This is a genomic window from Agromyces aerolatus (assembly GCF_031432255.1).
Taxonomy (GTDB): domain Bacteria; phylum Actinomycetota; class Actinomycetes; order Actinomycetales; family Microbacteriaceae; genus Agromyces.
This window is the reverse complement of sequence record NZ_JAVKGQ010000006.1, coordinates 198,021-223,898: the sequence shown is the minus strand read 5'-3', so window position 1 is coordinate 223,898 and position 25,878 is coordinate 198,021. Positions and strand designations below refer to the sequence as shown.

Genomic DNA, 25,878 nt, shown 5'->3' with positions numbered 1-25,878 from the left:
GCCCAGCCAGCCGCGCACCAGCCAGCCGCGCACGACCCAGCCACGCACCACCCAGCCGCGCACCCGCCAGGAGAGCCGCCGCCCATGAGCATCGAGATCACGAACGAGTCGGGCGTCGAGGTCGACGAGTCCGCGTTGCAGCGACTCGCGGTGTACGCGCTCGATGCGATGCACGTGCACCGCGACGCCGAGCTCGCGATCCTCCTCGTCGACGAGGGCGCCATGGAGCAACTGCACGTGCAGTGGATGGACGAGCCCGGACCGACCGACGTGCTGAGCTTCCCGATGGACGAGCTCCGGCCCGGCACCGAAGACCGGCAGACCCCGCCCGGCCTGCTCGGCGACGTCGTGCTCTGCCCTCAGGTCGCCGAGACGCAGGCGAAGGAGGCGGGCCACCCGCTGCTCGACGAGCTCCAGATGCTCACCGCGCACGGCATGCTGCACCTCCTCGGCTTCGACCACGCCGAGCCGCACGAGGAGAAGGAGATGTTCGGCATCCAGCGCGACATCCTCGTCGGGTTCGCGATGCAGGAACGTCGCCGCTGACGATGCAACCCTGGCCGTTCCTCGTCGCCGCGTTCCTGCTCGTGAGCTTCGGCGGCCTCATGGCCGCCGTCGACTCCGCGCTCGGCGTGCTGTCGAGGGCTGACGTCACCGATCTCGCGCTCGTGTCGCGGGCGCGCCGGTCGTTGCTCGCGATCGCCGAGGACCCCGGCGCCCACGTGAACGCGGTGAACTTCGTCCGCATCCTGACCGAGACCACGGCCGCGGTGCTGGTGACGCTCGCGTTCGCGGCGTTCATCGTGAACGACTGGTACGTGCTGCTCTGGTCGGCGCTCATCATGACCGCGGTGTCGTTCGTCCTGGTGGGCGCGAGCCCGCGCAGCGTGGGTCGCGCGCACGCGCGCGCCGTCCTGCGCTGGTCGGCCCCCATCGTGCGGTTCCTGCGGGTGCTGCTCGGCCCGATCGCGGGTGCGCTGGTCGCGCTCGGCAACCGGGTGACGCCCGGGCGCATCAGGTTCGCGGGGGTCTCGAGCGAGGAGCAGCTGCTCAGCATCGTCGACGAGGCCGCCGAGCTCGACGTGCTCGAGGCCGAGGATCGCGAGCTGATCCACTCCATTTTCGAGTTCAACGACACGGTGGCCCGCGAGGTCATGGTGCCCCGCACCGACATGGTCACGATCGAGGCGGATGCGCACCTGCCGCAGGCGATGGCGCTGTTCCTGAAGGCGGGCTTCTCCCGGATCCCGGTCATCGACCGCGATGCCGACGACGTGAGCGGCATCCTCTACCTGCGGGATCTCGCGCGCCTCGCGTTCGAGCAGCCGCTCGGCGCGGAGCGGCTCACGGTCGGTGAGCTGGTCCGGCCCGCGGTCTTCGTGCCCGACTCGATGAAGGCCGACGCACTGCTCAGGCAGATGCAGCTCGAGTCGAACCACCTGGCCATGGTCGTCGACGAGTACGGCGGCATCGCCGGGCTGGTGACCCTCGAGGACCTCATCGAGGAGCTCGTGGGCGACATCTCCGACGAGTACGACCGCGAGGCCGCCCAGGTCGAGCCGCTCGACGACGGCCGGTACCGCGTGAACGTGCGGCTGCCGATCGATGAGTTCGGTGAGCTCTTCGGCCTCGAGCTCGAGGACGAAGACGTCGACACGGTGGGCGGGCTGTTCGCGAAGGAGCTCGGCCGGTTGCCGCAGCCGGGCGAGCGCGTCGCAGTGAGCGGGCTCCTGCTCGAGGCCGAACGCACCGAGGGGCGCCGCAAACGCCTCTCGACCGTCCTCGCCTGGCCCGATCAGGCACTCATCGACGCCCGGGCCGCGCTCGACGGCGGCACCGGGCCGGTGCCCGACCAGGGCGACGCACGAGACCAGGGCGACGAACGCCAGAACGGCACTGAAGTGGAGCATCGAGCATGACCGATCATCGCGACTACCGGGCGGGGTTCGTCTCGTTCGTGGGCCGGCCGAACGTGGGTAAGTCCACGCTCACGAACGCGCTCGTGGGCGAGAAGGTCGCCATCACGAGCTCGAAGCCGCAGACCACGCGGCGCGCGATCCGCGGGATCGTGCACCGCGAGGACGGCCAGCTGATCCTCGTCGACACGCCGGGCCTGCACCGCCCGCGCACGCTGCTCGGCGAGCGGCTGAACACGCTCGTGCAGACCACGCTCGGCGATGTCGACGTGATCGCGTTCTGCGTGCCCGCCAACGAGACGATCGGCCCGGGCGACCGGTTCATCAACGAGCAGCTCGATCAGTATCCGCACGCGAAGAAGGTCGCGATCGTCACCAAGACGGATGCCACGTCGAAGGCCAAGGTCGCCGAGCAGCTGCTCGCGGTGTCCGAGCTGCGCGAGTGGGCCGCGATCATCCCGGTCTCGGCGCCGCGCGGCGAGCAGCTCGACGTGCTCGTGACCGAGCTGCTGAAGCTCATGCCCGAGGCGACGCATCCGCTGTACCCGGCTGAGACCCTCACCGACGAGGACGTCACGGAGCGCATCGCCGAATACGTGCGCGAAGCCGCGCTCGAGGGCGTGTCCGACGAGCTGCCGCACTCGATCGCGGTCACCGTCGACGACCTCATCGAGCGCGACGACAAAGATCTGGTCGAGGTGTACGCGAACCTCTTCGTCGAGCGCGACAGCCAGAAGGGCATCATCATCGGCAAGGGCGGCTCGCGCCTGCGCGAGGTCGGGGCGACGGCGCGCGCGCAGATCGAGGCACTGCTCGGCCGCAAGGTCTATCTCGCGCTGCACGTGAAGGTCGCGAAGGACTGGCAGCGCGATCCGAAGCAGCTCGGGCGGCTCGGCTTCTGAGCGCGGCGCTCCGGCGTCGCGTGCGCCGGTCGCGTCGCGTGCGCCGGTCGCGTCGCGTGCGCCGGTCGCGTCCGGGCCTACATCCAGCGGATGATTCCGGCTCCGCCGGCGCGGTTCGGCCGCGCCGCGCGCGTACGGTGGATCGGTGACCACCCGACTCAGCCGAGGCCGCCTCGTGACCGACGTGGTGCTCGCGGTGCTGTTCGCACTCGTGTGCCTGCCGTTCGCGCTGCTCGGCAACGGCTTCGACGTCGCCGCGCTCGCGCTGTTCACGGGCGCGCTCGCGGTGCGGCGGCTCGCACCGGGCTGGTCGCTCGGCGTCGCCTGGTTCGCCGCGCTCGTGCAGATGCTCGCGCTCCGCGACCTGCAGCTCTACGACACCGCGGTGCTCGGCGTCCTCTACTCGACCGCCGCGCACGGCGGCCGCGTGCTGAAGTGGCTCGGTCTCGGCTCCGCCGGGGTCGGTGCGCTGGTCGCGACCGTGTACCTCATGGTGGTCAAGCCGCTCACCGGCAGTTCGATGCTCGGCACCACCCAGCAGGACGCGCTGAGCCTGACCGTGTGGTTCGCCTTCATGCTGGTGGCCTCGCTCTCGGTGCTGGTGCTCGCCTGGACGGCGGGGTTGCTGGTCCGGGCGGTGCGTGACTCGCGCGAGATCCGCCGGCGCGAGGAGGTCGCGACCCGCGAACGCGAGCTGGTCGAGTACCGCTACGTGGTCGAGCAGGAACGCAACCGGATCGCGCGCGACATGCACGACGTGGTGGCGCACTCGCTCGCGGTGGTCATCGCGCAGGCCGATGGCGCGCGATTCGCGGCGGCGACGCGTCCCGGGACCGCGGTCGAGGCGCTCGGCACGATCGCGGGCGTCGCGCGCGGTGCGCTTGGCGATGTCAGGCTGCTGCTCACCGAGCTGCGCCATGCCGAGGGCGGCGCCCCGCAACCCGTGCTCGACGACCTCGACGAGCTGCTCGCGCAGGTGAGAGCCGCGGGCCTCGACGTGCGGTTCGCCGAGGCGGGGGAGCGCGTGACGCTCGGCACCGGCCACCAGATCGCGGTGTACCGGATCGTGCAGGAGGGGCTCACGAACGCGCTCAGGCACGGCGATCGCGACGCGCCCGTCGAGCTCTCGTTCTCCTGGAATGCACGCGGCGTGCGCGTCGAGATCGTCAACGTGATGCGGGCCGGCGCCGTGCGCGAGGCATCCGGTCACCGGCATGGCATCCCGGGCATGCGCGAGCGGGCCCAGCTCACCGGCGGCACGCTGCACGCCGACGTCGCGGGCGAGCGGTTCCGGCTCGTCGCCGAGATCCCGGCGACCGCGGCCGCCCCGGACGCCCCAGCCACCGCTCCCTCGGGAAGGAACGCATGAGCCGCATCCGCGTCGCACTCGTCGACGACCAGGCGCTCTTCCGCGCCGGAATCCGCATGCTCGTCGAATCGCAGCCCGACCTGGAGTTCGCGGGCGAGGCGGGCGACGGCGCGGCCGCCGTCGCGCTCGTCGCGCGCGCCCGGCCGGACGTCGTCCTCATGGACGTGCGGATGCCGCTTCTGGACGGCATCCAGGCCACCGAACGCATCCTCGCCGAGGCGGATCACGCCGGACGGGCCGCGCCGCGCGTGCTCGTCCTCACGACGTTCGACCTCGATGAGAACGCCGCGCGCGCGATCCGCGCCGGGGCGAGCGGGTTCGTCCTGAAGGACGCCGATCCGGACTTCCTGCTCGCCGCGATCCGCACGGTGCATCAGGGCAACGCGGTGCTCGCGGCGACCGCGACCCGCGAGCTGTTCGCGCATGTGGGCCGCGGAAGCGGACGACGCGCCGTGCCCGCGGCGTGGGACGAGCTCACGGCCCGCGAGCGCGAGATCTTCGCGCTCGCGGCGAAGGGGCTCTCCAACGGCGAGATCGCGGCCTCCGAGTTCCTCAGCGAGGCGACCGTCAAGACGCACGTGAGCCGCATCCTCGCGAAGCTCGGGCTCCGCGATCGGGTGCAGCTCGTCGTGTTCGCATACGAGCACGAGATCCCCGCGTAGCGCGCGTCATCCTCGAGGATGACCGCGAACCAGACCACGGCCGGATGCCTCGGATCGCGGCCGATTCGTAACGTCGAAGTATGCAGATCCAGCCCTCAGACCTCGGCCTCATCGCGCGCGTGACGACGCTCGGCAAACGCTACGGCGCAGGTCCCGGCGCCGTCACCGCACTCGACGACGTCTCACTCGGGCTCCGGCGCGGCGAGTTCACGGCGATCATGGGGCCGTCGGGTTCCGGGAAGTCGACGCTCATGCACATCATGGCCGGCCTCGACTCGCCGACCTCCGGACAGGTCTGGCTCGGCGACACCGAGATCACCAGCCTCTCGGACTCGGCGCTCACGGTGCTCCGGCGGCGGCGCATCGGGTTCATCTTCCAGTCCTTCAACCTCGTGCCGACGCTCGACGTCCGCGCGAACGTGCTGCTCCCGTTCGAGCTCGACGGCCGGAAGCCGACGCGCGACGAGCAGTCCTGGATCGACGAGCTCTTCGACTCGCTCGGTCTCCGCTCCCGCCTCACGCACCGGCCGCACGAGCTGTCGGGCGGCCAGCAGCAGCGCGTGGCGATCGCGCGCGCCCTCGCGACCCGCCCGGACCTCGTGTTCGCCGACGAGCCCACCGGCAACCTCGACTCGCGCACGGGCCGCGAAGTGCTCGGACTGCTCGCGTCCGCGAGCGCCGGCGGCGGTCAGTCGATCGCGATGGTCACCCACGACCCCGTGGCGGCGAGCCACGCCGACCGCATCCTGTTCCTGGCCGACGGCCGGATCGTCCGCGACGCCGGCCGCTCGACGGCCGAGGAGATCTCGGCGTTCATGCTGTCGATGGAGGCGGCGTCCTGATGCGCACCCGACTCCAGGACCAGTGGCCGACGCTGCTCGTCGCGACGCTCGCCGGAACGTTCGGCGTGATGCTCCTGCACGTCACCGGCCTGCTCGCGGCCGCGATCGCCGCCGACGACGTCACCGGCACCAGCGACACCGTGGCGATCATGCTCATGATCGTCGCCGGCGTCTTCATCGTGATCGCGATCTACGTGAGCGCGATCGTGACCGCGAACACGGTCGCGACCGTCGTCGCGGGCCGCACGAGGCTCATCGCCCTGCTCCGGCTGATCGGCTCGAGTGCGCAGGCCGAGCGCGCCCGGATCGCGAAGGAGGGCCTGCTCGTCGGGCTCGCCGGCGCCGCGCTCGGCATCGTGCTCGGCACCGCCGTCGCGTTCGGACTGCAGCGCGTCGCGGTCGCGACAGGACTCATGCCGGAGACCGCCTACGACTTCGTCAACGCCGTGGTCGTGCTGCCGGCGGTCGCCGTGGTGCTGACCACCTGGCTCGCGTCGTGGGTGGGTTCCCGGCGGGTGCTGTCGGTGCGCCCCGCGCAGGCGATCGGCGCGGCGACCGAGCACGACCGCGAGGAGATCGTCCGCCGTCGCGGGCGTCACGTCACGGCGCTCGTGCTCGTCGTGTCCGGTACCGCGCTGCTGGCCGGGGGCGTCGTGCTCGGCCTCGTCATGCCGCTCGGCGTGTTCGTAGCCATGATCGGCGGGATCGTGTCGTTCACCGGGATCGTGCTCGCCGCTCAGGTCGTCATGCCGCCCGTGCTCAGGCTCGTCGGACGGCTGCTCGGCGCCTCGCCCGCCGCCCGGCTCGCCGCCGAGAACGCGGTGCGGCACCCCGAGCGGAGCTCGCGCATGACGATCGGCCTCGTGATCGGGGTCACGCTCGTCACGACGTTCTCGGTCACGATGGAGTCCTACCGGGCGCTGATCCTCACCGCGCAGGAGCAACGACCCGACGTCTATCTCGGGATCGACGAGATGCTGAACGTGACCATCGCGGTGTTCAGCGTGCTCATCGGGTTCAGCGCCCTCATCGCGGCGCTCGGCCTCGTCAACACGCTCTCACTGAGCGTGCTGCAGCGCACGCGCGAGCTCGGGCTGCTGCGTGCGCTCGGATTCGATCGGGCGCAGCTGCGCTGGATGATCGTGGCCGAGGCGGCGGCGCTCACGGTCTCTGCGACGCTCGCGGGGCTCGTGCTCGGGTTCGTCTACGGCTGGGCCGGTGCGCAATCGCTCCTCGGGACCACGCTCGCCGAGCCCGGTCTCGTGCTTCCTGGCGTGCCGTGGGCCATGTTCGGCATCCTCGCGGTGGCGGCGGCACTGCTCACGCTCGTGGCATCCATCGGCCCTGCGCGACGCGCCATGCGCGTCTCGCCCGTGGTCGCGCTCGCGACCGACTGAGCGGAGCACGACGCGGGTGTGCGCGGTGTACGCGCGACGGTGGTACCCTGAGACGGTGTTCCGCGGGCTTCTTCTCCTTAGCTGCCGCAGCGAGTCCTAGTTCTCAGGCCTCCCTCGCTGCGGAGTTCGTCGTCGGCTGAATCCAACGAAGCGAGAAGAGCACACCTCATGAAGAACACCCAGCAGCCGTCCTCGATGCCGGTCCACCGGTATCGGCCGTTCCACGAGCAGATCCGCGTCGACCTGCCCGACCGCACGTGGCCGTCGAAGCGCATCGAGGTCGCACCGCGCTGGTGCGCGGTCGACCTCCGCGACGGCAACCAGGCGCTCATCGACCCGATGAGCCCCGAGCGCAAGCGCATCATGTTCGACCTGCTCGTGAAGATGGGCTACAAGGAGATCGAGGTCGGCTTCCCGTCGGCGTCGCAGACCGACTTCGACTTCGTGCGCAGCCTGATCGAAGAGGACGCGATCCCCGCGGACGTCACGATCCAGGTCCTGACGCAGGCGCGCGACCACCTCATCGAGCGCACCTACGAGTCGATCCGCGGCGCCAAGCAGGCCGTCGTGCACCTGTACAACTCGACGAGCGTGCTGCAGCGCGAGGTGGTCTTCCGCACCGACCGCCAGGGCATCATCGACCTGGCGCTGCACGGGGCGCGGAAGTGCCGCGAGATGGAGACGACCGTGCCGGGCACGACCGTCTACTACGAGTACTCACCCGAGTCGTACACGGGCACCGAGCTCGAGTTCGCGGTCGACGTGTGCAACCAGGTCATCGAGATCTTCGAGCCGACGCCCGAGCGCAAGGTGATCATCAACCTGCCCGCGACGGTCGAGATGGCCACGCCGAACGTCTACGCCGACTCGATCGAGTGGATGAGCCGGCACCTCGTCCACCGCGAGAACGTGATCCTGTCGCTGCACCCGCACAACGACCGCGGCACCGCTGTCGCGGCGGCCGAGCTCGGCTACCTGGCGGGCGCCGACCGCATCGAGGGGTGCCTCTTCGGCAACGGCGAGCGCACGGGCAACGTCGACCTGGTCGCGCTCGGCATCAACCTGTTCACGCAGGGCGTCGACCCGCAGATCGACTTCTCGAACCTCGACGAGATCAAGCGCACCGCCGAGTACTGCAATCAGCTGCCGGTGCACGAGCGCAGCCCCTGGGCCGGCGACCTGGTCTACACCGCCTTCAGCGGCTCGCACCAGGACGCCATCAAGAAGGGCTTCGAGGCCATGGCCGCGAAGTCCGAGGCGACCGGGGTCGCGGTCGACGACCTCGAGTGGGCGGTCCCGTACCTGCCCGTCGATCCGCGCGATCTGGGCCGGTCCTACGAGGCCGTGATCCGCGTGAACTCGCAGTCCGGCAAGGGCGGCGTGGCCTACCTGCTGAAGACGGACCACGCACTCGACCTGCCGCGCAAGCTGCAGATCGAGTTCTCGGGCGTCGTGCAGGCCAAGACCGACAGCGAGGGCGGCGAGGTCACCAGCGATCAGATCTGGGGCATCTTCACCGACGAGTACCTGCCGGCACCCGAGCACCGTCCCGACGAGAAGTGGGGCCGGTTCGAACTGCTCGCCCTGCGCACCGAGAGCGCGCTCGACGGCATCGTGCACGTGCACGTCGGGCTCCGCGACCACGACGAGCGCGTCGAACGCGACGCGAACGGCAACGGACCGATCTCGGCCTTCCTCAACGTGCTGAGCTCCGAGGGGGTCGACGTCGAGCTGCGCGACTACGTCGAGCACACGCTCGCGGCGAGCGGCGAGGCGCAGGCCGCGGCGTACGTCGAGCTCGAGGTCGACGGCCGCGTGCTGTGGGGCGTGGGCATCGACGCCGACATCTCGACCGCGTCGCTGAAGGCCGTCGTCTCGGCCGTGAACCGCGCGCTGCGCGCGTCGAGCTCGGCGGGCGCCGGGCGTCAGGCCGTGCTCGTCTGAGCGCCGTGCTCGTCTGAACATCGGGTGCCGGGGTGTCGGCGGTCAGCGCCGCCGCCACCTCGGCCAGCTCCCGAGCGCACGCTGCTCGGGCAGGCTCCAGCCGTAGCGCACCGAGCCGAGGCGCGTGAGCGTCGTGACGACCACGCACGCGACGGCGGCCCAGATCAGCGGGACGCCGACCGCCGACAGTGCGACGAGCAGCACGGTGCCCGCGGTCGCGGCGACCGCGTAGAGCGAGCCGACGTGCATGAGCGCGATCGGCAGGTTGAGCGCGACGTCCCGCAGGATGGATCCGCCGACCGCCGAGACCACGCCCACGAAGATCGCGGGGATCACGGGCACGCCCGCCGCGAGCGCCTTCGAGGTGCCGATGGCGCCGAAGAGCCCGATCGTGATCGCGTCGAGCGCGATGATGAGGCCGTTCAGCCGGGTGAACACGCGCAGCAGCAGCATGCCGAGCAGCGCTGCGGCGGTCGCGATCGGCAGGTACCAGTTGCTCGACATCGCCGCCGGCAGCTGGTTCAACAGCAGATCGCGGAGCAGACCGCCGCCGAGGCCGACGATGATGCCGATGAGCGCGATGCCCAGCAGGTCGATCCGTCGTTCCGTGAGCCGCGCCGAGAACATCGCGCCCTGCACGGCGCCCACCGCGACCGCGGTGAGGTCCAGCCAGAGCGGGATGGTGAAGAGGGCGGCGTCCACGCCAGCCAGTGAATCACGAGCGGATGCCTCGGGCGGGTCATTGCGCGAGCGTGCCGCCGAGGCATCCGCCCGCCGCTGCGCTGCGCGCCTGCTCACCAGATTCCCCGCTGAGAGTGCGATCTTGGTCGCTTCGAGGGCCGGTCGACGACCAGGATGGCGCTCTCGCCGGGTCGGATCGGGGAGCGTCGCGACCGACCCGCGCCGTGCGCCGCGACCGTCGGCGGGGGATGGGAGAATCGAGGGGTGCCCGTCTACCGAGATGAAGCCGTCGTGCTGCGCACCCACAAGCTGGGTGAGGCCGACCGCATCGTCACACTGCTGACCAGACGGCACGGCAAGGTGCGCGCGGTCGCGAAGGGGGTCCGCCGCACGGCGTCGAAGTTCGGTGCGCGGCTCGAGCCGTTCATGGTCGCCGACCTGCAGCTCTACGAGGGTCGCACGCTCGACGTGATCACGCAGGCCGAGTCGCTCGGCTCGTACGGCGCCGAGATCTCGCAGGACTACGCGGCCTACACCGCGGCGAACGCGATGGTCGAGACCGCCGACCGGGTGACCGAGGCCGAGGGGTCGCTGCAGCAGTACCTGCTCCTCGTGGGCGCGCTGCGTTCGCTCTCGCGCCGTGAGCACGGCCCGGGGCTGACGCTCGACTCGTACCTGCTCCGTTCGCTCGCGCTCGCGGGATGGGCGCCGAGCTTCCATGACTGCGCGCGGTGCGGCCGCGAGGGCGAGCACACCGCGGTGATCGTGCAGCTCGGCGGCATCGTGTGCGACGCCTGCGCACCGCCCGGTTCGCCGCGCATCGACCGGTCGACCATCGGTCTGCTCGGTGCCCTGCTCACGGGCGACTGGGCGCACGCGGAGCAGGCGCCCGATCGTGACCGCAATCAGGCGAGCGGCATCGTCGCCGCCTACACCCAGTGGCATCTCGAGCGGGGACTCCGTTCGCTGTCGCACGTGACGAGAGAGTCCGCATCGACGTGAGCCCCAAGCCGTACACGCACAAGGATGCGGTGCCCTACCGCCCGCTTGACTGGACCGGGCTCTACCCGCCCGCGCTGCCGAAGGGTGCCGTGCCCGAGCACGTCGCGGTCGTCATGGACGGCAACGGCCGGTGGGCGAACCGCCGCGGGCTCACTCGCATCGAGGGGCACAAAGCGGGTGAGGCGGCCTTGCTCGACGTCGTCGCAGGCGCGGTGCAGATCGGCGTGAAGCATCTCTCGGTGTACGCGTTCTCGACCGAGAACTGGAAGCGCAGCCCTGACGAGGTGCGGTTCCTGATGGGCTACAACCGTGACGTGCTGCACCGTCGGCGCGACCAGCTGAACGAGTGGGGCGTGCGCATCCGCTGGGCGGGGCGCAAGCCGCGGCTGTGGAAGTCGGTCATCGAGGAGCTGCAGTACGCCGAACGGCTCACGGCCGGCAACGACACGCTCACGTTGACCATGTGCGTGAACTACGGCGGGCGCAATGAGCTCGTCGACGCGGTGCGTCGCATCGCGGACGACGTCGCGGCGGGGAGGGTGCGGCCGTCCGCGGTGTCGGAGAAGCTCATCGGGCGCAACCTCTATGTGCCCGAACTGCCCGATGTCGACCTGTTCGTGCGCAGCTCGGGCGAGCAGCGCACGTCGAACTTCCTGCTCTGGCAGTCGGCGTACGCCGAGATGGTGTTCCTCGACACGCTCTGGCCGGATTTCTCGCGCGTCGACCTCTGGCGCGCGATCGAGCTGTACGCGAGCCGCAACCGCCGCTTCGGCGGCGCGGTCGACGCGCCCGGCGCTGCGGCCACCTGATCGGGGCCGGCTGACGTCCACCGCGCGTGCGCGGCGCGGTCTCGCGGCGGCTGCGCCACTTCTCGCCGACCGCGCCACCTCGGGCGGCGACCGCGCCACCTCGCGCCACCCGCGCCACCTCGCGCCGACTGCGCCAACTCGCGCCGACTGCTCCCTCTGGCACCGATCGCGCCACGTGTGACGGTCGTGCGTGGCGCGGTTCGTCAGAAGTGGCGCGGCACGCACGTGGGAATGCGGGCAGGTGGTATCCGCGTTGCATGCAGTGTGACTTCACCGATCAAAATCGACATCTGGTCCGACATCGCGTGCCCGTGGTGCTACATCGGCAAGCGGCACCTCGAGGCGGGGCTCGCCGCGCTGGGCGATGACGCCCCCGAGGTCGAGATCGAATACCACTCGTTCGAGCTGTCGCCCGACACCCCGCTCGACTTCGAGGGCTCGACCGTCGAGTACCTGTCGCGCGTCAAGGGCATGCCCGTCGAGCAGGTCGAGCAGATGCTGCAGCACGTGACGGGCGTCGCCGCGAAGGCCGGACTCGACTACCACTTCGAGCTCGTCGCGCACACGAAGACGCTGAAAGCGCACGAGCTGCTGCACTTCGCCAAGGCGCATGGGAAGCAGCTCGACATGAAGGAGCGTCTGCTCAAGGCGTACTTCGTCGAGGGAGGCCGGGTGAACCGCATCGACCAGCTCGTCGCGTTCGCCGAGGAGCTCGGCCTCGACGGCGCCGCCGCCCGCGAGGCGCTCGAGTCGAGCCGCTACGCCGACGACGTGCAGGCCGACATCGCGCAGGCGCGGAACTACGGCATCCAGGGCGTCCCGTTCTTCGTGCTCGACGGCAAGTACGGCATCTCGGGCGCGCAGCCCGCCGACGTCTTCAGCCAGGCCATCGCGCAGGTCGCGGGCGAGCGCGAGGGGAGCGCCGCGTGACCGCGTCGGCCGAGCCGGTGACGGATGCCTCGCCGGTGACGGATGCCCCGCCGGTGACGGATGCCTCGGCTCCCGCCGCTCCGACGGCGACGCCGTTCACCATGGTGACCGGCGACCCCGCCGCCATGGTCTGCACCGACGACGTCTGCTTCGTGCCCGGCGCCCAACCGCTCGCCTGACCCTCCAGCCGCCACCATCGCGATGGAGGTCGGATTTCGCGTCGGAGGTCGGTTCATTCGGTCCTCCAACGCGCAGAACGACCTCCCACGCGAGCCAGCAGGCGGGGCTACTCGGGGTCGGTGATGTCGGCGACGGTGGCGCCGAAGGCGCCGATCAGGGCGTCGGCGTCGACGAAGAGGCTGTGGCCGTGCTCGCCGGCGCCCATCGAGACGCGGCGGCCCGCGATGGTCTCGTCGGCGACGACGGGCCAGGCGGTGGTCGAGCCGAGCGGCGTGATGGTGCCGCGCTCGTAGCCGGTCGCCGCGAGTGCGAGTGAGGCATCCGGCAACTGGAGTTTGTTGACGCCGAGCAGCGCGCGGAGCTTCGGCCAGCTGATCTTGCGGCCGCCGGGGACGAGCGCGAAGACGTAGGTGTCGTCGCTGCGCTTCACGACGAGCGACTTCACGATGTCGCCGGGGGAGATGCCGAGCAGACTCGCGGCCTCGTCGAGGCTCTTCGCGGCCGGGCGTTCGATGATCTCGATGTCGAGGCCGCGTGCCGTGGCATCCGCCCGCACCCGCTCGACGCCAGTCGCCGCCGCATCCGTCATCTCGTCCTCCACAGGTCGCACCTGGTCGCATCCTACGCACACCCGAGCGGCGCTCTGCCGGGAGCCCGCGCGAAATCTGGGAGAATCGGACCCGATGTCACTCACCACCGCCACCCCCGGCCCGCTCACGATCGGCGGGATCGAACTCGACGTCCCCGTCGTGCTCGCACCGATGGCCGGCATCACCAACACCGCCTTCCGGCGGCTGTGCCGCGAGTTCGGCGCCGGCCTCTACGTCAGCGAGATGATCACGAGCCGCGCGCTCGTCGAGCGCACGCCCGAGTCCATGCGACTCATCACGCATCACGAGTCCGAGACGCTGCGGTCGATCCAGCTCTACGGCGTCGACCCGAAGACCGTCGCCGAAGCGGTCACCATGCTCGTCGCCGAAGACCGGGCCGACCACATCGACCTCAATTTCGGATGCCCCGTGCCCAAGGTCACCCGAAAGGGCGGCGGTGCGGCGCTTCCGTGGAAGAGCGGGCTCTTCCGCGACATCGTCGAGGGCGCCGTCAAGGCCGCGGGCGACGTGCCGCTGACCATCAAGATGCGCAAGGGCATCGACGCCGACCACCTCACCTACCTCGAGGCCGGGCGCATCGCCGAGGGCGCCGGCGTCGCGTCCGTCGCGCTGCACGCACGCACCGCGGCCGAGTTCTACTCGGGCCAGGCCGACTGGTCGGCCATCGCGAAACTCAAAGAGACCGTGACGAGCGTGCCGGTGCTCGGCAACGGCGACATCTGGTCGTCCGACGATGCGCTGCGCATGGTCGCCGAGACCGGCTGCGACGGCGTCGTCGTCGGGCGCGGATGCCTCGGGCGGCCGTGGCTCTTCGGCGACCTCGCGGCGGCGTTCAAGGGAGAGTCGTCCACCGCAGCATCCGCCAAATACGAGCCGAGCCTCGGCGAGGTCGCGCGCACGTTCCGGCGTCACGCCGAACTGCTCACCGAGTTCTTCGACAGCGAGGAGCGCGGCTGCCGAGACATCCGCAAGCACGTGGCCTGGTACTTCAAGGGCTACCCCGTCGGTGGCGAGCTCCGCGCGAAGCTCGCGACCGTCGAGTCGCTCGCCGCACTCGACGAGCTGCTCGCGACCCTCGACTGGTCGATGCCCTATCCGGGCGAGGGCGCGGAGGGCCCGCGTGGCCGTGCCGGCACGCCGAAGCAGCCCGCGCTGCCCGACAAGTGGCTCGAGTCCCAAGAGCTCGCCGGGCACGATCGGGTGACCCTCGTCGACGCCGAGCTCGACACGAGCGGCGGCTGACGTGCGCGAAGGATTCCTCGGCCGCGAGCGACTCGCCGGCGCCGACGCCCTGTTCGGCGGCACACCGCTCTTCGGCGGATACGGCGACGCCGACGTCGAACGCCGGCTGCCGGAGGACCACTCCTCCCGGCGCAGCGACTTCGCGCGCGACCGCGCGCGCCTGCTGCACTCGAGCGCCCTCCGCCGGCTCGCGGCGAAGACGCAGGTGCTCAGCCCGACCGCCGGCCTCGACTTCGCCCGCAACCGGCTCACGCACTCGCTCGAGGTCGCGCAGATCGGGCGAGAGCTCGCGACCAACCTCGCGCTCGACCCCGACGTGGTCGACACCGCGTGCCTCGCCCACGACCTCGGCCACCCGCCCTTCGGGCACAACGGCGAGAAAGCCCTGAACGCGTGGGCCGCCGACATCGGCGGCTTCGAGGGCAATGCGCAGACGCTGCGCCTGCTCACCCGGCTCGAGCCCAAGGTCTTCGGGCCCGACGGGCGCAGCTACGGGCTCAACCTCACGCGCGCGAGCCTCGACGCGAGCTGCAAATACCCGTGGCCCGAAGCGAGCGGCGTGGCCGACCCCTCCGGCCGGCAGAAGTTCGGGTTCTACGCGGACGACGTCGACGTGTTCCGGTGGTTGCGCGCGGGCGCGCCCGCGCGCCGGCTCTGCATCGAAGCGCAGGTCATGGATCTCTCCGACGACATCGCGTACTCGGTGCACGACTTCGAAGACGCCGTCGTCAACGGCTCCATCGACGTCGCGGCGCTCGGCGCGCGCGTCGACCACGACGAGCTCGTCGCCTCCATGTCCGAATGGATCGGCGGAGCGATCCCCGACGACGAGCTCATGGCGGCGTTCGATCGCCTCGACTCCCTCGACGTCTGGATCGACTCGTGGGACGGCAGCCGGCGCGACCAGGCGAAGCTCAAGAACCTCACCAGCCAGCTCATCGGGCGGTTCGCGCACGCCGCGACCGAAGCGACCCGCTCGGCGTTCCCCCTCGCGACCCTGATCCGGTTCGATGCGGACGTCGTCGTGCCCCGGAGCATCCAGGCCGAGATCGCCGTGCTGAAAGGCATCGTCGCGACCTTCGTCATGAGCCACAACACCCGGCAGCCCATCTACCAGCAGCAGCGCGACGTGCTCACCGAGCTCGCCGACGCCCTGCTCGCCACCGGCGACGCCGACCTCGACCCCGGCTTCGCCGAAGACTGGCGGAACGCCGCCGACGACGCAGGCCGCACACGCGTCGTCGTCGACCAGGTCGCGAGCCTCACCGACCAGTCCGCGCTCGCGTGGCACGATCGGCTGGTCGGGTGAGGTCGCGAGGCTGTGCCCCAGGCTCCGGCCGAGTCCCGGCGAATAGGATGTGAACATGGCGGGCCGTATACGACAACAGGACGTCGAAGAGGTCAAAGCCCGCACGAACATCGCCGACATCATCGGTGAACACGTGACCCTCAAGTCCGCAGGCGTCGGCGCGCTGAAAGGGCTCTGCCCGTTCCACGACGAGCGCAGCCCGAGCTTCAACGTCCGCCCGCAACTCGGCTACTACCACTGCTTCGGATGCGGCGAATCCGGCGACGTCTACACGTTCCTGCAGAAGATCGACCACGTCTCCTTCTCCGAGGCCGTCGAACGGCTCGCCGGGCGCATCGCCTACCAGCTGCACTACGAGGAGGGCGGCGGTCCGTCGCAGGACCACGGCAATCGCGCCAGACTGCTCGCCGCCAACCAGGCCGCCGCCGAGTTCTTCACCGAACAGCTCATCGCCCCCGAGGCCGACCCGGGCCGGCGATTCCTCGGCGAACGCGGTTTCGACGCCGAGGCCGCCCGCCGGTTCGGGGTCGGGTTCGCACCGAAGAGCTGGGATCGGCTCACCAACCACCTCAAAGGCCGGGGCTTCAGCGTCGACGAGCTCGCGGCCGCCGGCCTCGTCTCGCAGGGCCGCGGCGTCTACGACCGGTTCCGGGGCAGGCTCGTCTGGCCGATCCGCGACGTGACCGGCCAGACCGTGGGCTTCGGGGCCCGGCGGCTGCTCGAGGACGATGACGGCCCCAAGTACCTGAACACCCCCGAGACGCCGATCTACCGCAAGGCACAGGTGCTCTACGGTCTCGATCTCGCGAAACGCGACATCTCACGCAACCATCGCGTGGTCGTCGTCGAGGGCTACACCGACGTCATGGCCTGCCACCTCGCGGGGGTCACCACGGCGATCGCGACCTGCGGCACCGCGTTCGGCGTCGAGCACATCCGGGTGCTGCGCCGCGTCCTCGGCGATGACGCCGGCGGTGAGGTCGTGTTCACGTTCGACGGCGACGCGGCCGGTCAGCAGGCGGCCATGCGCGCCTTCGCGGACGAGCAGCGGTTCACGGCGCAGACGTACGTCGCGGTCGCGCCCGACGGGCTCGACCCCTGCGATCTGCGGCTGGCGAAAGGCGATCACGCCGTACGCGCCCTCGTCGAGCAGAAGACGCCCATGTTCGAGTTCGTGCTGAGGCACACGCTGGCGCGGTTCGACCTCGACACCGTCGAAGGTCGTGTGGCGGCGTTGCGCGCCGCGGCGCCGATCGTCGCCGACATCCGCGACGCGTCGCTCCGACCGGGATACACTCGCGAGCTCGCGCGCATGCTCGGCACGGAGCTCGCCGAGGTCGAGCGCGCCGTGCGCGGCGCGAAGGCCGCCTCTGCCCGAGCACGCGACGCAGGCGAGCGGCGGGGGAGCGAGGCATCCGGCCGGGGCGGTGCGCCCGGCGACCGCGAACCCGCAGCCGAGGCTCCCGCGCGCCCGTTCTCGATCACCGAGCTCCCGGCCGACCCGTCGACGAGGCTCGAACGCGACGCGCTGCAGGCCATGCTGCAGTTCCCCGACGTCGCGGGCGCGGAGCTGCTCGCGCAGGCGACCGACACCCGATTCGGCAACGAGACGCTCGCCGTCGTGCGCGACGGGGTTGCCTCGGTGCTGGCCAGCGGTGGTGCGCTGAGCGTCGACCGCGTGGTCGCCGAGGTGCCCGCGCCGTACGCGAGCATCGTGCACCAACTCGTCGTCGCACCCGTGCCGCAGAGCAGTGAGGCCGTGCTGAACGCATACGTCCTCGGGGTGCTGACCGCGCTCGTCGAACGCGAGCTGCTCCGTCAGAAGCGCGAACTGCTGGGGCGGTTGCAGCGCACCGACCCGGCCGACCGTGAGACCTTCGCGACCATCCAGCGTGCCCTCGTCGACCTCGAGCGAGAGCGGCGCGCGCTCGGTCCCGAGTGAATCCGACGCCTCGTATCCCGCGATAAGGCGGCGAACCATCTCCGCTTCGTGCTCATCTGCGCGCATCTCCTGCGGCGAACGTTGCACTTCGGTAAATACTCCGGCCCCCGAACGGGGTGGATGGCGCCGAATCTGCAGGCCCGTGCTACATCTGGTGACATCGACCAAAGCGCCGGCGCTTCTCGTCCGCGCGCTCGTTCCCAAAAGGAAGAGGGAGACGCAGATGACGTCCGCATTCCAGAGCCGCCGCGCACTCGTCGCGGTGGCCGGCTTCTCAGTGGCCGCGCTCACACTCGCCGGATGCACCGCGGGTGGCGGTGGCGACGGCGGCGACTCGGCCGGCTCGCTGACGATCGGAACGACCGAGCAGATCACCTCGATCGACCCCGCAGGCTCGTACGACAACGGCTCCTTCGCCGTCATGAACCAGGTCTATCCGTTCCTGATGAACACGCCCTATGGCAGCCCCGACGTCGAGCCCGACATTGCGGAGTCCGCCGAGTTCACCTCGGACAACGAGTACACCGTGACGCTCAAGGACGGGCTGACGTTCGCGAACGGCAACGAGCTCACGTCGTCCGACGTGAAGTTCACGTTCGACCGGCAGCTCGCGATCGCCGACCCGAACGGGCCGTCGGCGTTGCTGTTCAACATCGACTCGATCGACACGCCCGACGACCTCACGGTCGTGTTCACGCTGAAGTCGCCGAACGACCAGACGTTCGCGCAGGTCCTGTCGAGCCCCGCCGGCCCGATCGTCGACGAAGACGTCTTCTCGGCCGACTCGGTCACGAGCGACGACGAGATCGTCGACGGCAACGCATTCGCGGGTCAGTACACGATCACGAACTACAACTTCAACGAGCTCGTGTCCTACGAAGCGAACCCCGACTACCAGGGGCTGCTGGGGGCTGCGAAGACCGACACCGTCAACGTCCGGTACTACACGGATGCCTCGAACCTGAAGCTCGACGTCCAGGAGGGCAACATCGACGTCGCGCACCGCACGCTCAGCGCGACCGACATCGATGACCTCCGCGGCAACGACAGTGTGAAGGTCGTCGACGGCCCCGGTGGGGAGATCCGGTACCTCGTGTTCAACTTCAACACGATGCCGTTCGGTGCGACCACTCCCGAGGCCGACCCGGCGAAGGCCCTGGCCGTGCGCCAGGCGATCGCGGACCTCATCGACCGCGACGCGATCTCGGAGGAGGTGTACAAGGGCACCTTCACCCCGCTGTACTCGTATGTGCCCGAGGGGCTGACCGGCGCGACCGAGTCGCTCAAGGGTCTGTACGGCGACGGCAACGGTGCACCCGACCCCGACAAGGCCGCGGAGCGCCTCCAGACGGCGGGCGTCGAGACTCCGCTCGACATCTCGATCCAGTACGTCTCCGAGCGCTACGGTCCGTCGTCAGCCGACGAGTACGCGATCATCAAGGAGAACCTCGAGGAGAGCGGCCTGTTCTCGGTCAACCTGCAGTCGACCGAATGGGTGCAGTACTCGAAGGACCGGGTCGCCGATCTGTACCCCGCGTACCAGCTCGGCTGGTTCCCGGACTACTCGGACGCCGACAACTACCTCACGCCGTTCTTCCTCACGGAGAACTTCCTCGCGAACCACTACGACAACCCCGAGGTCAACGACCTCGTGCTCGAGCAGGCGGTCACGCCCGACGAAGCGGCACGCACCGCGCTGATCGAGGAGATCCAGGACAAGGTCGCGGCCGACCTCTCGACGATCCCCTACATGCAGGGGGCGCAGGTCGCGGTCGTCGGCGCTGACGTGCAAGGAGCCGAAGACACGCTCGACGCGTCGTTCAAGTTCCGGTACGCGGCCCTCTCGAAGGACTGATCCGGGCGGGGGTCGCACCCATCCCACGACCGGGGGGGCGACCCGCACACGCGGGTCGCCCCCTTTCCATGCACGCTGTCGTCCCAAGCAAGCTGAGGAACCCATGACCGCAGTCGATGCGCTCACGACCGCCGAGGACCCACAGGGTCCGCGCCAGGCGAGATCGCGAGCCGCCGGTGGCGGATTCGGACGCTATCTGCTCGTCCGATTCCTGCTGATCATCCCGACCATCTTCATCCTCGTGACGCTCGTCTTCTTCCTGATGCGGCTGACGGGCGATCCGATCACCGCGGCGCAGGGCGGGCGGCTCAGCGCCGACCAGCTCGCCGAGCTCCGCGCCGAGGCCGGCTACGACCGCCCCATCTTCGTGCAGTACCTCGAGTACCTCGGCCAGATCGCCGTGCTCGACTTCGGGTCGACGCTGACCACGAACCGGCCGGTCTTCGAGGTGCTGATGACCTACGGGCCCGCGACGTTCGAGCTGGTCTTCTACTCGCTCATCGTCGCGTTCGCCGTCGGCATCCCGCTCGGCCTGCTTGCGGCGTATCACCGCGACAAGCCGCAGGACGCCATCTTCCGCGTGCTGGCCATCTACTGGTACGCCGTGCCCGTCTTCTTCGCCGGCCTCATCCTCAAGCTCATCTTCTCGGTCTGGCTCAAGTGGCTGCCGGTCGCCGGACGCGCCGACGTCGAATCCGAGATCGCGATGCAGCAGCTGCCCAACCGAACGGGCTTCTACACGATCGACGCGATCATGACGGGTGACCCGCAGGTGCTGGGCGACGTGCTCGCCCACGCCGTGCTGCCCGCCGTCGCGCTCGGGCTGCTGACGGCCGGCATCTTCCTGAGGCTCGTCCGGACGAACGTGATCGGCACGCTCAACACCGACTACGTCGACGCGGCACGCTCCCGGGGCGTGCGCGAGTCACGCCTCCTGCGGAAGCATGCGTACCGGCCGGCGCTGATCCCGATCATCACGGTCATCGGCCTGCAGATCGCCCTGCTCCTCGGCGGCGCCGTGCTCACCGAGACGACGTTCGAGTGGAAGGGGCTCGGGTTCACCCTGGCCCGCTTCCTGGAGGCGCGGGACTTCGTGGCCGTGCAGGGCATCGTGGCGCTGCTCGCGGTCATCGTCGCGATCACGAACTTCCTCGTCGACATCATCGCGGCGTTCGTCGACCCGAGGGTGAGGTACTGAGCATGACTGCGACCTCGTCGGCCGTGCCCGCCCCCGCACCGGCGCGCAAGCGCCGTCTCGTCGATCGGCTGCCGGTCGTCCACCAGCTCAGGCAGAGCGTCGGCCTCCAGCGCGGCATGCTCATCGCGGGTCTCGTGATGCTCGGCATCTTCATCCTCTCCGCGATCTTCGCGCCGCTGCTCGCCCCGTACGGGTTCGCACAGCGCAGCGCCGACGGCGAGTCGTTCGGCTCGCAGCGACCGCCGTCGGCCGAACACTGGTTCGGCACGACCGTCGGTGGGTACGACGTGCTGTCCCGCGTCATCTGGGGTTCGCAGACTGCGATCCTCACGATCATCGTCGCGGTGCTGCTGTCGATCTTCATCGGTGTCGCGCTCGGGCTCTACGCGGGCTACTTCGGCGGCTGGCTCGACCGGGTGCTCGTCGTCGTGAGCGACGCGATCTACGCCTTCCCGTCGTTGCTGCTCGCGATCGTGATGGCGATCGTCATCTCGGGCGGACAGTCGAGCCTCTGGGGCGGTGTGCTGGCCGCGGCCATCTCGATCACGGTGATCTACATCCCGCAGTACTTCCGGGTCATCAGGGCCGAGACCGTGCGGATCAAGGCCGAGGCGTACGTCGAGTCGGCGAAGGTGCTCGGGGCGTCCAACGGTCGCATCGTGTTCAAGCACGTGTTCCGCAACGCCACGCGCACGCTGCCGCTCATCATCACGCTGAACTCGTCCGAGGCGATCCTGACGCTGTCCGCCCTCGGCTTCCTCGGCTTCGGCATCGAGCCGACGGCCGCCGCCGAGTGGGGATACGACCTCTCGAAGGCGCAGTCCGACGTGCTGAGCGGGATCTGGTGGACGGCGCTCTATCCCGGCCTCGCGATCGTGTTCACCGTGCTCGGCATCACGCTCGTCGGCGAGAGCCTGAACGACCTCGCCGACCCGCGTCTCCGCGGGCGCCGACGGGTCGCGCAGGCCGCCGGCCAGGTCGCGGAGACGTCGGTGGTGCCGGGCGGCACGCTCGTCGCCGGACCCGGCGGCGTCGACGGGCTCGAGCCCGGGGCGACGTTCGACGAGCACGGGATCGGAGTCAAGCCATGAGCGCCATCGTCAACATCGAGCACCTCGGCGTCTCGTTCGCGACCGACGCGGGGCCCGTGAAAGCCGTCGACGACGTGTCGCTCCACGTCGAGCGCGGCGAGGTGCTCGCGATCGTCGGCGAGTCGGGCAGTGGCAAGACCGTCACCGCCAAGACCATCCTCGGCCTGCTGCCCGAGACCGCGACCACGAACGGCGCCGTCATCCTCGCGAACCGCGAGGGCACGCGCGAGCACGACGTGATCAGCCTCGACCTCGCGCGGCTGCGCGAGATCCGCGGCACCGACGTCGCCATGGTGTTCCAGGAGCCGTCGACCGCGCTCAACCCGGTCTACACGGTCGGCTGGCAGATCATGGAGGGCCTGCGCGCGCACGGCACCGTCTCGAAGCAGGAGGCGCGCGCCAAGGCCATCGATGTGCTGCGCCGGGTCGGCATCCCCGACCCCGAGCAGCGGGTCGACCACTACCCGCACCAGTTCTCGGGCGGCCAGAAGCAGCGCATCGTGATCGCGATGGCGCTCGTGCTCGACCCGGGGCTGATCGTGGCCGACGAGCCGACCACGGCGCTCGACGTGACCGTGCAGGCCGAGATCCTCGACCTGCTGCGCACCCTCCGCGACGAGTTCGGCACCGCCATCGTGCTGATCACGCACAACATGGGCGTCGTCGCCGACCTCGCCGACCGGGTCGCGGTCATGTACCAGGGCAACGTCGTCGAGCAGGCCGACGCACGCACGCTGTTCACCGCCCCGAAGGCCGAGTACACGAAGCAGCTGCTCGCGGCCGTCCCGTACGTGGGGCACGGCGTGGCGCGCGCCGCTGAGCGGGCCGCGCAGCGGCCCGGAGGGTGGGCCGAGCAGGCGCCAGTGGTCGAGGCACGGGGGCTCGAGATCGAGTACCCCGGGAGGTTCGGACGATCCGGGTTCCGGGCGGTCCACGGCGTCGACTTCGTCATCCGGCCTGGTGAGGTCCTCGGGCTCGTGGGGGAGTCGGGGTCCGGGAAGACGACCATCGGTCGCGCGATCGCCGGACTCACGGCGGTCACGAACGGGTCGCTCCGGGTGCTCGGGCACGAGATGCGCGGCATCAAGGAGCGCGAGTTCCGCCCCGTGCGAAGCCGGATCGGCTTCGTGTTCCAGGACCCGGCGTCGAGCTTCAACCCGCTCCTCACGATCGCCGAGTGCGTGGCCGAGCCGCTCATCATCCACGGTCGCGCGGGCTCGGCCGCCGACGCGCGGCCCCGCGTCGACGAGCTGCTCGAGGCGGTGCAGCTGCCACGTGCCTACGGCGACCGGTACCCGCACGAGCTCTCTGGCGGACAGCGGCAGCGCGCGAGCCTCGCGCGCGCCCTCGCGCTCGAACCCGAGCTGCTCATCGCCGACGAGCCCACCTCCGCGCTCGACGTCTCGGTGCAGGCCCGCGTGCTCGAGCTGTTCGGCGAGCTCCAGCGCGAGTTCGGGTTCGCCTCGCTGTTCATCAGCCACGACCTCGCCGTCGTCGACCTCCTCGTCGACCGCATCGCGGTGCTCTATCATGGGGAACTCGTCGAGGAGGGCACCGGTGCCGAGGTACTGGGCTCGCCGAGGCATCCGTACACGCAGCGTCTGCTCGCCAGCCTGCCTGTGCCCGACCCCGTGGCCCAGGCGGAACGCCGGGCCGAGCTGCACCGCCTGCAGGAAGCTGGTTGATGCACCGCTCACCCGCCCACGGTCACCCGGTCGATCTGAGCGACCTGTCGGTCGAATACCCCGCGCACGGCGCGTCTGAGGCGCACGTCGCGCTGCACGGCATCGAGCTCCGGCTCGCCCCCGGCGAGGTGGTCGGGGTCCTCGGCAGCGCGGGGAGCGGCAAGAGCACGCTCGCGAAGGTGCTCTCGGGTGCGTTCCTCGACCCGAGGGACGCCGAGGTCCGGCCGGTCGTCACGGGTGGCGAGGCGCGCGTCCTCGGCCAGCGCATGGGGCGGCGGATGTCTCGTCGGCGCCTCGCCGAGCACCAGTTCCATGTCGGGTACCTGCCCCAGGACGCCGCATCCAGGCTGCCGGCCGACCGATCCGTCGGCGAGATCGTCGGAGAACCGATCCTCGCCCGCGACCGTCACTACGACCAGCGTGCGCTCGCCTCGCGCGTCGCCGCGCTCGTCGACGCCGTCCGGCTCCCGCTCGGCATGCTCGACCGCTACCCGTACGAGCTCAGCGGCGGCCAGCGTCAGCGGGTCGCGATCGCGCGCTCGCTCGTCCTCGGCCCGATGCTCTACATCGCCGACGAGCCGACCGCGGGCATCGACCTCACCGTGCGCGACGTCGTCGCGCAGGTCATCAGCGAGCTCCGCGCCTCGCAGCGGTTCGCGGCCGTCGTGATCTCGCACGACCTACCCGTGCTGCGCCGCGTCGCCGACCGCATCGCCGTCCTCGACCGTGGGGCGATCGTCGCGATCGGCACCATCGCCGAGGTGCTCGAAGACCCGCATCACCCGTATGTGAAGGCGCTCGCGGGCGCGCTCGACGGCGGTCACGCGATCATCGACGACCTCGATCGGGCACCCGGATCCTGACCGGTCTGCGGCGTCGCGCGCTGAGCCGGCCTCGATTGGGAGTCCGCGCACGGCTTTGCTAGGATTGACGACGCTGCCGAACGCGCAGTGATCCTCCATAGCTCAATTGGCAGAGCAATCGGCTGTTAACCGATAGGTTCTTGGTTCGAGTCCAAGTGGGGGAGCGAGAGAACGCCGCCAGCCTGGGGTTTCAGGCTGGGGGCGTTGTTGCTTTCCCGTGATGGTGGACTCCGACGGCACCGCACATGACCGGCGTTCAGCCGGGGTGATGCGCGAGGTGGCTGGCGAGTGCCTCATCCAGGAGGCCGGTCTGCACCGAGAGTGCGAACCGGTCGGGAACGCCCCAGTGTTCGACGATGCGTCCGTCGGCGAAGCGAGCCACGTCGACCACGGTGAACTCCACCGGTCGCCCGCTCGGCGGGGCAAGGAACGGACCGGTGTTCGTGGCGACACCTTCAGCGCGCACCCACGTGGTGTCGTCGTCCTGTGTCCAGGCTCCGATTGTGAATGACAGGTCGGGGAATGCTCCGTGGACCAGCAGCATCGCCTGTCGGATCTTCGCTTTGGCCTCCTCGCCGACGCCCCGTAACCCGAACTGATGCTCGACCAGGTCGGGATGGCACAGTTCGTCGACGATGCTGAGGTCTCCGCCCGCGAATCCCTCGACGAGCATGCGCTCGATTGCACGCACCGTGGGTGGGAATTGATTGGTCTTCATGATGATCTCCTGCAGATGTAATGCACTCAGTGCAGTAACGCTGCATCGACTGCAGTAGTAGTGTGGACCCGATGAGCGAATCCGTCAAGACCCCGCGCAGGTCGTATCGGCAGGAACAGGCTGAGGCCACCCGGTATCGGATCGCCGACGCCGCACAGCGCCTGTTCGCACAGCACGGCTACGCGACGACGAGTATGAATTCCATCGCGCACGAGGCCGGGGTAGCGAACCGTACGCTGTACGCGGCGTTCGGCGCGAAGCGGGAGATCTTGAACGTGATCTGCGATCGGTGGCTGCAGCGGGCGCATGCGCGCGAGCTCGCCACGCGCATCCTCGATCTGCAGGAACCTGCCGCGCGGGTGCGGGGCGCAGCGATGTGGCTGACCGCCCTCTACTCGGCGGATTTCGACGTCGTGCGCATCCTGGACGCCGCGATGGACGAGGACCGCGAGACACGCGACCTGCTTCGCGCCAAACTGCGAGGCCGGAACCGCGTGATGGACAGTCTGATCGCCTCCGTCGAAGCCGACCTCGTCGTTTCGCTGACCGATGCCCAAGCCGTCTTCCGGGCCTACGCAGCGCCGGGTGTCTACGGGGAGCTCGTCGGCGAATCAGGCTGGCCCGTCGACCGGTTCGAGGTCTGGCTGGCCGACAACCTCGTCGCGCAACTCCTCACTCCACGGCCGTAGGCAGTGCGCGGTCGCATGACGAGTCGACGGTCGCGGTGCCG

Annotated in this window: 24 protein-coding genes and 1 tRNA gene; 22 read left to right on the top strand and 3 right to left on the bottom strand. The window is 70.1% G+C overall.

The genetic code is table 11. The annotated features are described in order from the left end of the window. The first annotated feature begins 84 nt into the window (after positions 1-84). The 8 genes from ybeY to leuA all read left to right on the top strand — a co-directional run bounded on the left by ybeY (position 85) and on the right by leuA (position 9,032). Positions 85-546, top strand: coding sequence for an rRNA maturation RNase YbeY (gene ybeY / locus RH864_RS10385; RefSeq protein ID WP_310517468.1), 462 nt, complete (start codon positions 85-87; stop codon positions 544-546). A 2-nt stretch (positions 547-548) separates the two neighbouring features. Next, positions 549-1,919, top strand: a complete 1,371-nt coding sequence (locus RH864_RS10380; protein ID WP_310517467.1) for a hemolysin family protein — start codon at positions 549-551, stop codon at positions 1,917-1,919. Next, positions 1,916-2,818 carry a GTPase Era gene (era, locus tag RH864_RS10375; protein WP_310517466.1) on the top strand — a complete coding sequence of 301 codons (903 nt, stop codon included), beginning with the start codon at positions 1,916-1,918 and terminating at the stop codon, positions 2,816-2,818. The genes RH864_RS10380 and era overlap by 4 nt, the downstream gene beginning before the upstream one ends. Before the next feature lie 145 nt (positions 2,819-2,963). Beyond that, positions 2,964-4,187 (top strand): sensor histidine kinase, encoded by a 1,224-nt coding sequence (locus RH864_RS10370; protein WP_310517465.1) that lies wholly within the window; start codon positions 2,964-2,966, stop codon positions 4,185-4,187. Further along, the gene (locus RH864_RS10365; RefSeq protein ID WP_310517464.1) at positions 4,184-4,849 is read left to right on the top strand and encodes a response regulator transcription factor; all 666 of its coding nucleotides are present in this window, start codon (positions 4,184-4,186) and stop codon (positions 4,847-4,849) included. Before RH864_RS10370 ends, RH864_RS10365 begins: the two co-directional genes overlap by 4 nt. Positions 4,850-4,929: 80 nt before the next feature. Then, on the top strand, positions 4,930-5,691 hold the full coding sequence (locus tag RH864_RS10360) for an ABC transporter ATP-binding protein (RefSeq protein WP_310517463.1): 762 nt from the start codon (positions 4,930-4,932) through the stop codon (positions 5,689-5,691). Beyond that, the gene (locus tag RH864_RS10355) at positions 5,691-7,088 is read left to right on the top strand and encodes an ABC transporter permease (RefSeq protein WP_310517462.1); all 1,398 of its coding nucleotides are present in this window, start codon (positions 5,691-5,693) and stop codon (positions 7,086-7,088) included. The genes RH864_RS10360 and RH864_RS10355 overlap by 1 nt, the downstream gene beginning before the upstream one ends. A 168-nt stretch (positions 7,089-7,256) precedes the next feature. Further along, positions 7,257-9,032 carry a 2-isopropylmalate synthase gene (gene leuA / locus RH864_RS10350; protein WP_310517461.1) on the top strand — a complete coding sequence of 592 codons (1,776 nt, stop codon included), beginning with the start codon at positions 7,257-7,259 and terminating at the stop codon, positions 9,030-9,032. Between the two features lie 42 nt (positions 9,033-9,074). Here the strand turns inward: leuA and RH864_RS10345 are convergent, their stop codons facing one another. Continuing rightward, positions 9,075-9,734, bottom strand: coding sequence for a trimeric intracellular cation channel family protein (locus tag RH864_RS10345; protein ID WP_310517484.1), 660 nt, complete (start codon positions 9,732-9,734; stop codon positions 9,075-9,077). Positions 9,735-9,977: 243 nt separating this feature from the next. Between RH864_RS10345 and recO the strand changes: the two genes are divergently transcribed. The 4 genes from recO to RH864_RS10325 all read left to right on the top strand — a co-directional run bounded on the left by recO (position 9,978) and on the right by RH864_RS10325 (position 12,633). After that, positions 9,978-10,715, top strand: coding sequence for a DNA repair protein RecO (gene recO, locus RH864_RS10340; protein ID WP_310517460.1), 738 nt, complete (start codon positions 9,978-9,980; stop codon positions 10,713-10,715). Then, positions 10,712-11,524 carry an isoprenyl transferase gene (locus tag RH864_RS10335; protein ID WP_310517459.1) on the top strand — a complete coding sequence of 271 codons (813 nt, stop codon included), beginning with the start codon at positions 10,712-10,714 and terminating at the stop codon, positions 11,522-11,524. The genes recO and RH864_RS10335 overlap by 4 nt, the downstream gene beginning before the upstream one ends. A 264-nt stretch (positions 11,525-11,788) precedes the next feature. After that, positions 11,789-12,454 (top strand): DsbA family oxidoreductase, encoded by a 666-nt coding sequence (locus tag RH864_RS10330; protein ID WP_310517458.1) that lies wholly within the window; start codon positions 11,789-11,791, stop codon positions 12,452-12,454. Beyond that, on the top strand, positions 12,451-12,633 hold the full coding sequence (locus RH864_RS10325) for a hypothetical protein (protein WP_310517457.1): 183 nt from the start codon (positions 12,451-12,453) through the stop codon (positions 12,631-12,633). Before RH864_RS10330 ends, RH864_RS10325 begins: the two co-directional genes overlap by 4 nt. Before the next feature lie 107 nt (positions 12,634-12,740). Here RH864_RS10325 and RH864_RS10320 read toward each other — a convergent pair whose 3' ends face one another. Further along, positions 12,741-13,223, bottom strand: coding sequence for an aminoacyl-tRNA deacylase (locus RH864_RS10320; RefSeq protein ID WP_310517483.1), 483 nt, complete (start codon positions 13,221-13,223; stop codon positions 12,741-12,743). Positions 13,224-13,317: 94 nt separating this feature from the next. Between RH864_RS10320 and dusB the strand changes: the two genes are divergently transcribed. The 9 genes from dusB (at position 13,318) to RH864_RS10275 (ending at position 24,594) form a co-directional block, all read left to right on the top strand. Further along, on the top strand, positions 13,318-14,487 hold the full coding sequence (gene dusB, locus RH864_RS10315; protein WP_310517456.1) for a tRNA dihydrouridine synthase DusB: 1,170 nt from the start codon (positions 13,318-13,320) through the stop codon (positions 14,485-14,487). Positions 14,488-14,536: 49 nt separating this feature from the next. After that, complete coding sequence (locus RH864_RS10310; RefSeq protein WP_310517482.1) at positions 14,537-15,796, top strand: deoxyguanosinetriphosphate triphosphohydrolase; 1,260 nt, start codon at positions 14,537-14,539, stop codon at positions 15,794-15,796. Positions 15,797-15,851: 55 nt separating this feature from the next. Next, complete coding sequence (gene dnaG / locus RH864_RS10305) at positions 15,852-17,738, top strand: DNA primase (protein WP_310517455.1); 1,887 nt, start codon at positions 15,852-15,854, stop codon at positions 17,736-17,738. Positions 17,739-17,961: 223 nt separating this feature from the next. Beyond that, on the top strand, positions 17,962-19,593 hold the full coding sequence (locus RH864_RS10300) for an ABC transporter substrate-binding protein (protein ID WP_310517454.1): 1,632 nt from the start codon (positions 17,962-17,964) through the stop codon (positions 19,591-19,593). 103 nt (positions 19,594-19,696) lie between these two features. Beyond that, on the top strand, positions 19,697-20,791 hold the full coding sequence (locus RH864_RS10295) for an ABC transporter permease (RefSeq protein WP_310517453.1): 1,095 nt from the start codon (positions 19,697-19,699) through the stop codon (positions 20,789-20,791). A 2-nt stretch (positions 20,792-20,793) separates the two neighbouring features. Beyond that, positions 20,794-21,882, top strand: a complete 1,089-nt coding sequence (locus RH864_RS10290) for an ABC transporter permease (RefSeq protein WP_310517452.1) — start codon at positions 20,794-20,796, stop codon at positions 21,880-21,882. Then, positions 21,879-23,567 (top strand): ABC transporter ATP-binding protein, encoded by a 1,689-nt coding sequence (locus tag RH864_RS10285; RefSeq protein WP_310517451.1) that lies wholly within the window; start codon positions 21,879-21,881, stop codon positions 23,565-23,567. Before RH864_RS10290 ends, RH864_RS10285 begins: the two co-directional genes overlap by 4 nt. Beyond that, a complete protein-coding gene (locus tag RH864_RS10280; RefSeq protein WP_310517450.1) occupies positions 23,567-24,430 on the top strand; it encodes an ATP-binding cassette domain-containing protein in 864 nt (287 codons plus the stop codon). The genes RH864_RS10285 and RH864_RS10280 overlap by 1 nt, the downstream gene beginning before the upstream one ends. 91 nt (positions 24,431-24,521) lie before the next feature. Further along, positions 24,522-24,594 (top strand) — tRNA-Asn (locus tag RH864_RS10275). Positions 24,595-24,686: 92 nt separating this feature from the next. Here RH864_RS10275 and RH864_RS10270 read toward each other — a convergent pair. After that, complete coding sequence (locus RH864_RS10270; protein WP_310517449.1) at positions 24,687-25,148, bottom strand: ester cyclase; 462 nt, start codon at positions 25,146-25,148, stop codon at positions 24,687-24,689. Between the two features lie 71 nt (positions 25,149-25,219). Here RH864_RS10270 and RH864_RS10265 point away from each other — a divergent pair, with 71 nt between their 5' ends. Beyond that, positions 25,220-25,837, top strand: coding sequence for a TetR/AcrR family transcriptional regulator (locus tag RH864_RS10265; RefSeq protein WP_310517448.1), 618 nt, complete (start codon positions 25,220-25,222; stop codon positions 25,835-25,837). Positions 25,838-25,878: the final 41 nt, after the last annotated feature.

Coding starts and splice junctions, on each gene's coding strand:
- ybeY (WP_310517468.1), top strand. CDS start 85: ATGAGCATCGAGATCACGAACGAGTCGGGCGTCGAGGTCGACGAGTCC.
- RH864_RS10380 (WP_310517467.1), top strand. CDS start 549: ATGCAACCCTGGCCGTTCCTCGTCGCCGCGTTCCTGCTCGTGAGCTTC.
- era (WP_310517466.1), top strand. CDS start 1,916: ATGACCGATCATCGCGACTACCGGGCGGGGTTCGTCTCGTTCGTGGGC.
- RH864_RS10365 (WP_310517464.1), top strand. CDS start 4,184: ATGAGCCGCATCCGCGTCGCACTCGTCGACGACCAGGCGCTCTTCCGC.
- RH864_RS10360 (WP_310517463.1), top strand. CDS start 4,930: ATGCAGATCCAGCCCTCAGACCTCGGCCTCATCGCGCGCGTGACGACG.
- RH864_RS10355 (WP_310517462.1), top strand. CDS start 5,691: ATGCGCACCCGACTCCAGGACCAGTGGCCGACGCTGCTCGTCGCGACG.
- leuA (WP_310517461.1), top strand. CDS start 7,257: ATGAAGAACACCCAGCAGCCGTCCTCGATGCCGGTCCACCGGTATCGG.
- RH864_RS10320 (WP_310517483.1), bottom strand. CDS start 13,223: ATGACGGATGCGGCGGCGACTGGCGTCGAGCGGGTGCGGGCGGATGCC.
- dusB (WP_310517456.1), top strand. CDS start 13,318: ATGTCACTCACCACCGCCACCCCCGGCCCGCTCACGATCGGCGGGATC.
- dnaG (WP_310517455.1), top strand. CDS start 15,852: ATGGCGGGCCGTATACGACAACAGGACGTCGAAGAGGTCAAAGCCCGC.
- RH864_RS10300 (WP_310517454.1), top strand. CDS start 17,962: ATGACGTCCGCATTCCAGAGCCGCCGCGCACTCGTCGCGGTGGCCGGC.
- RH864_RS10295 (WP_310517453.1), top strand. CDS start 19,697: ATGACCGCAGTCGATGCGCTCACGACCGCCGAGGACCCACAGGGTCCG.
- RH864_RS10290 (WP_310517452.1), top strand. CDS start 20,794: ATGACTGCGACCTCGTCGGCCGTGCCCGCCCCCGCACCGGCGCGCAAG.
- RH864_RS10285 (WP_310517451.1), top strand. CDS start 21,879: ATGAGCGCCATCGTCAACATCGAGCACCTCGGCGTCTCGTTCGCGACC.
- RH864_RS10280 (WP_310517450.1), top strand. CDS start 23,567: ATGCACCGCTCACCCGCCCACGGTCACCCGGTCGATCTGAGCGACCTG.
- RH864_RS10270 (WP_310517449.1), bottom strand. CDS start 25,148: ATGAAGACCAATCAATTCCCACCCACGGTGCGTGCAATCGAGCGCATG.
- RH864_RS10265 (WP_310517448.1), top strand. CDS start 25,220: ATGAGCGAATCCGTCAAGACCCCGCGCAGGTCGTATCGGCAGGAACAG.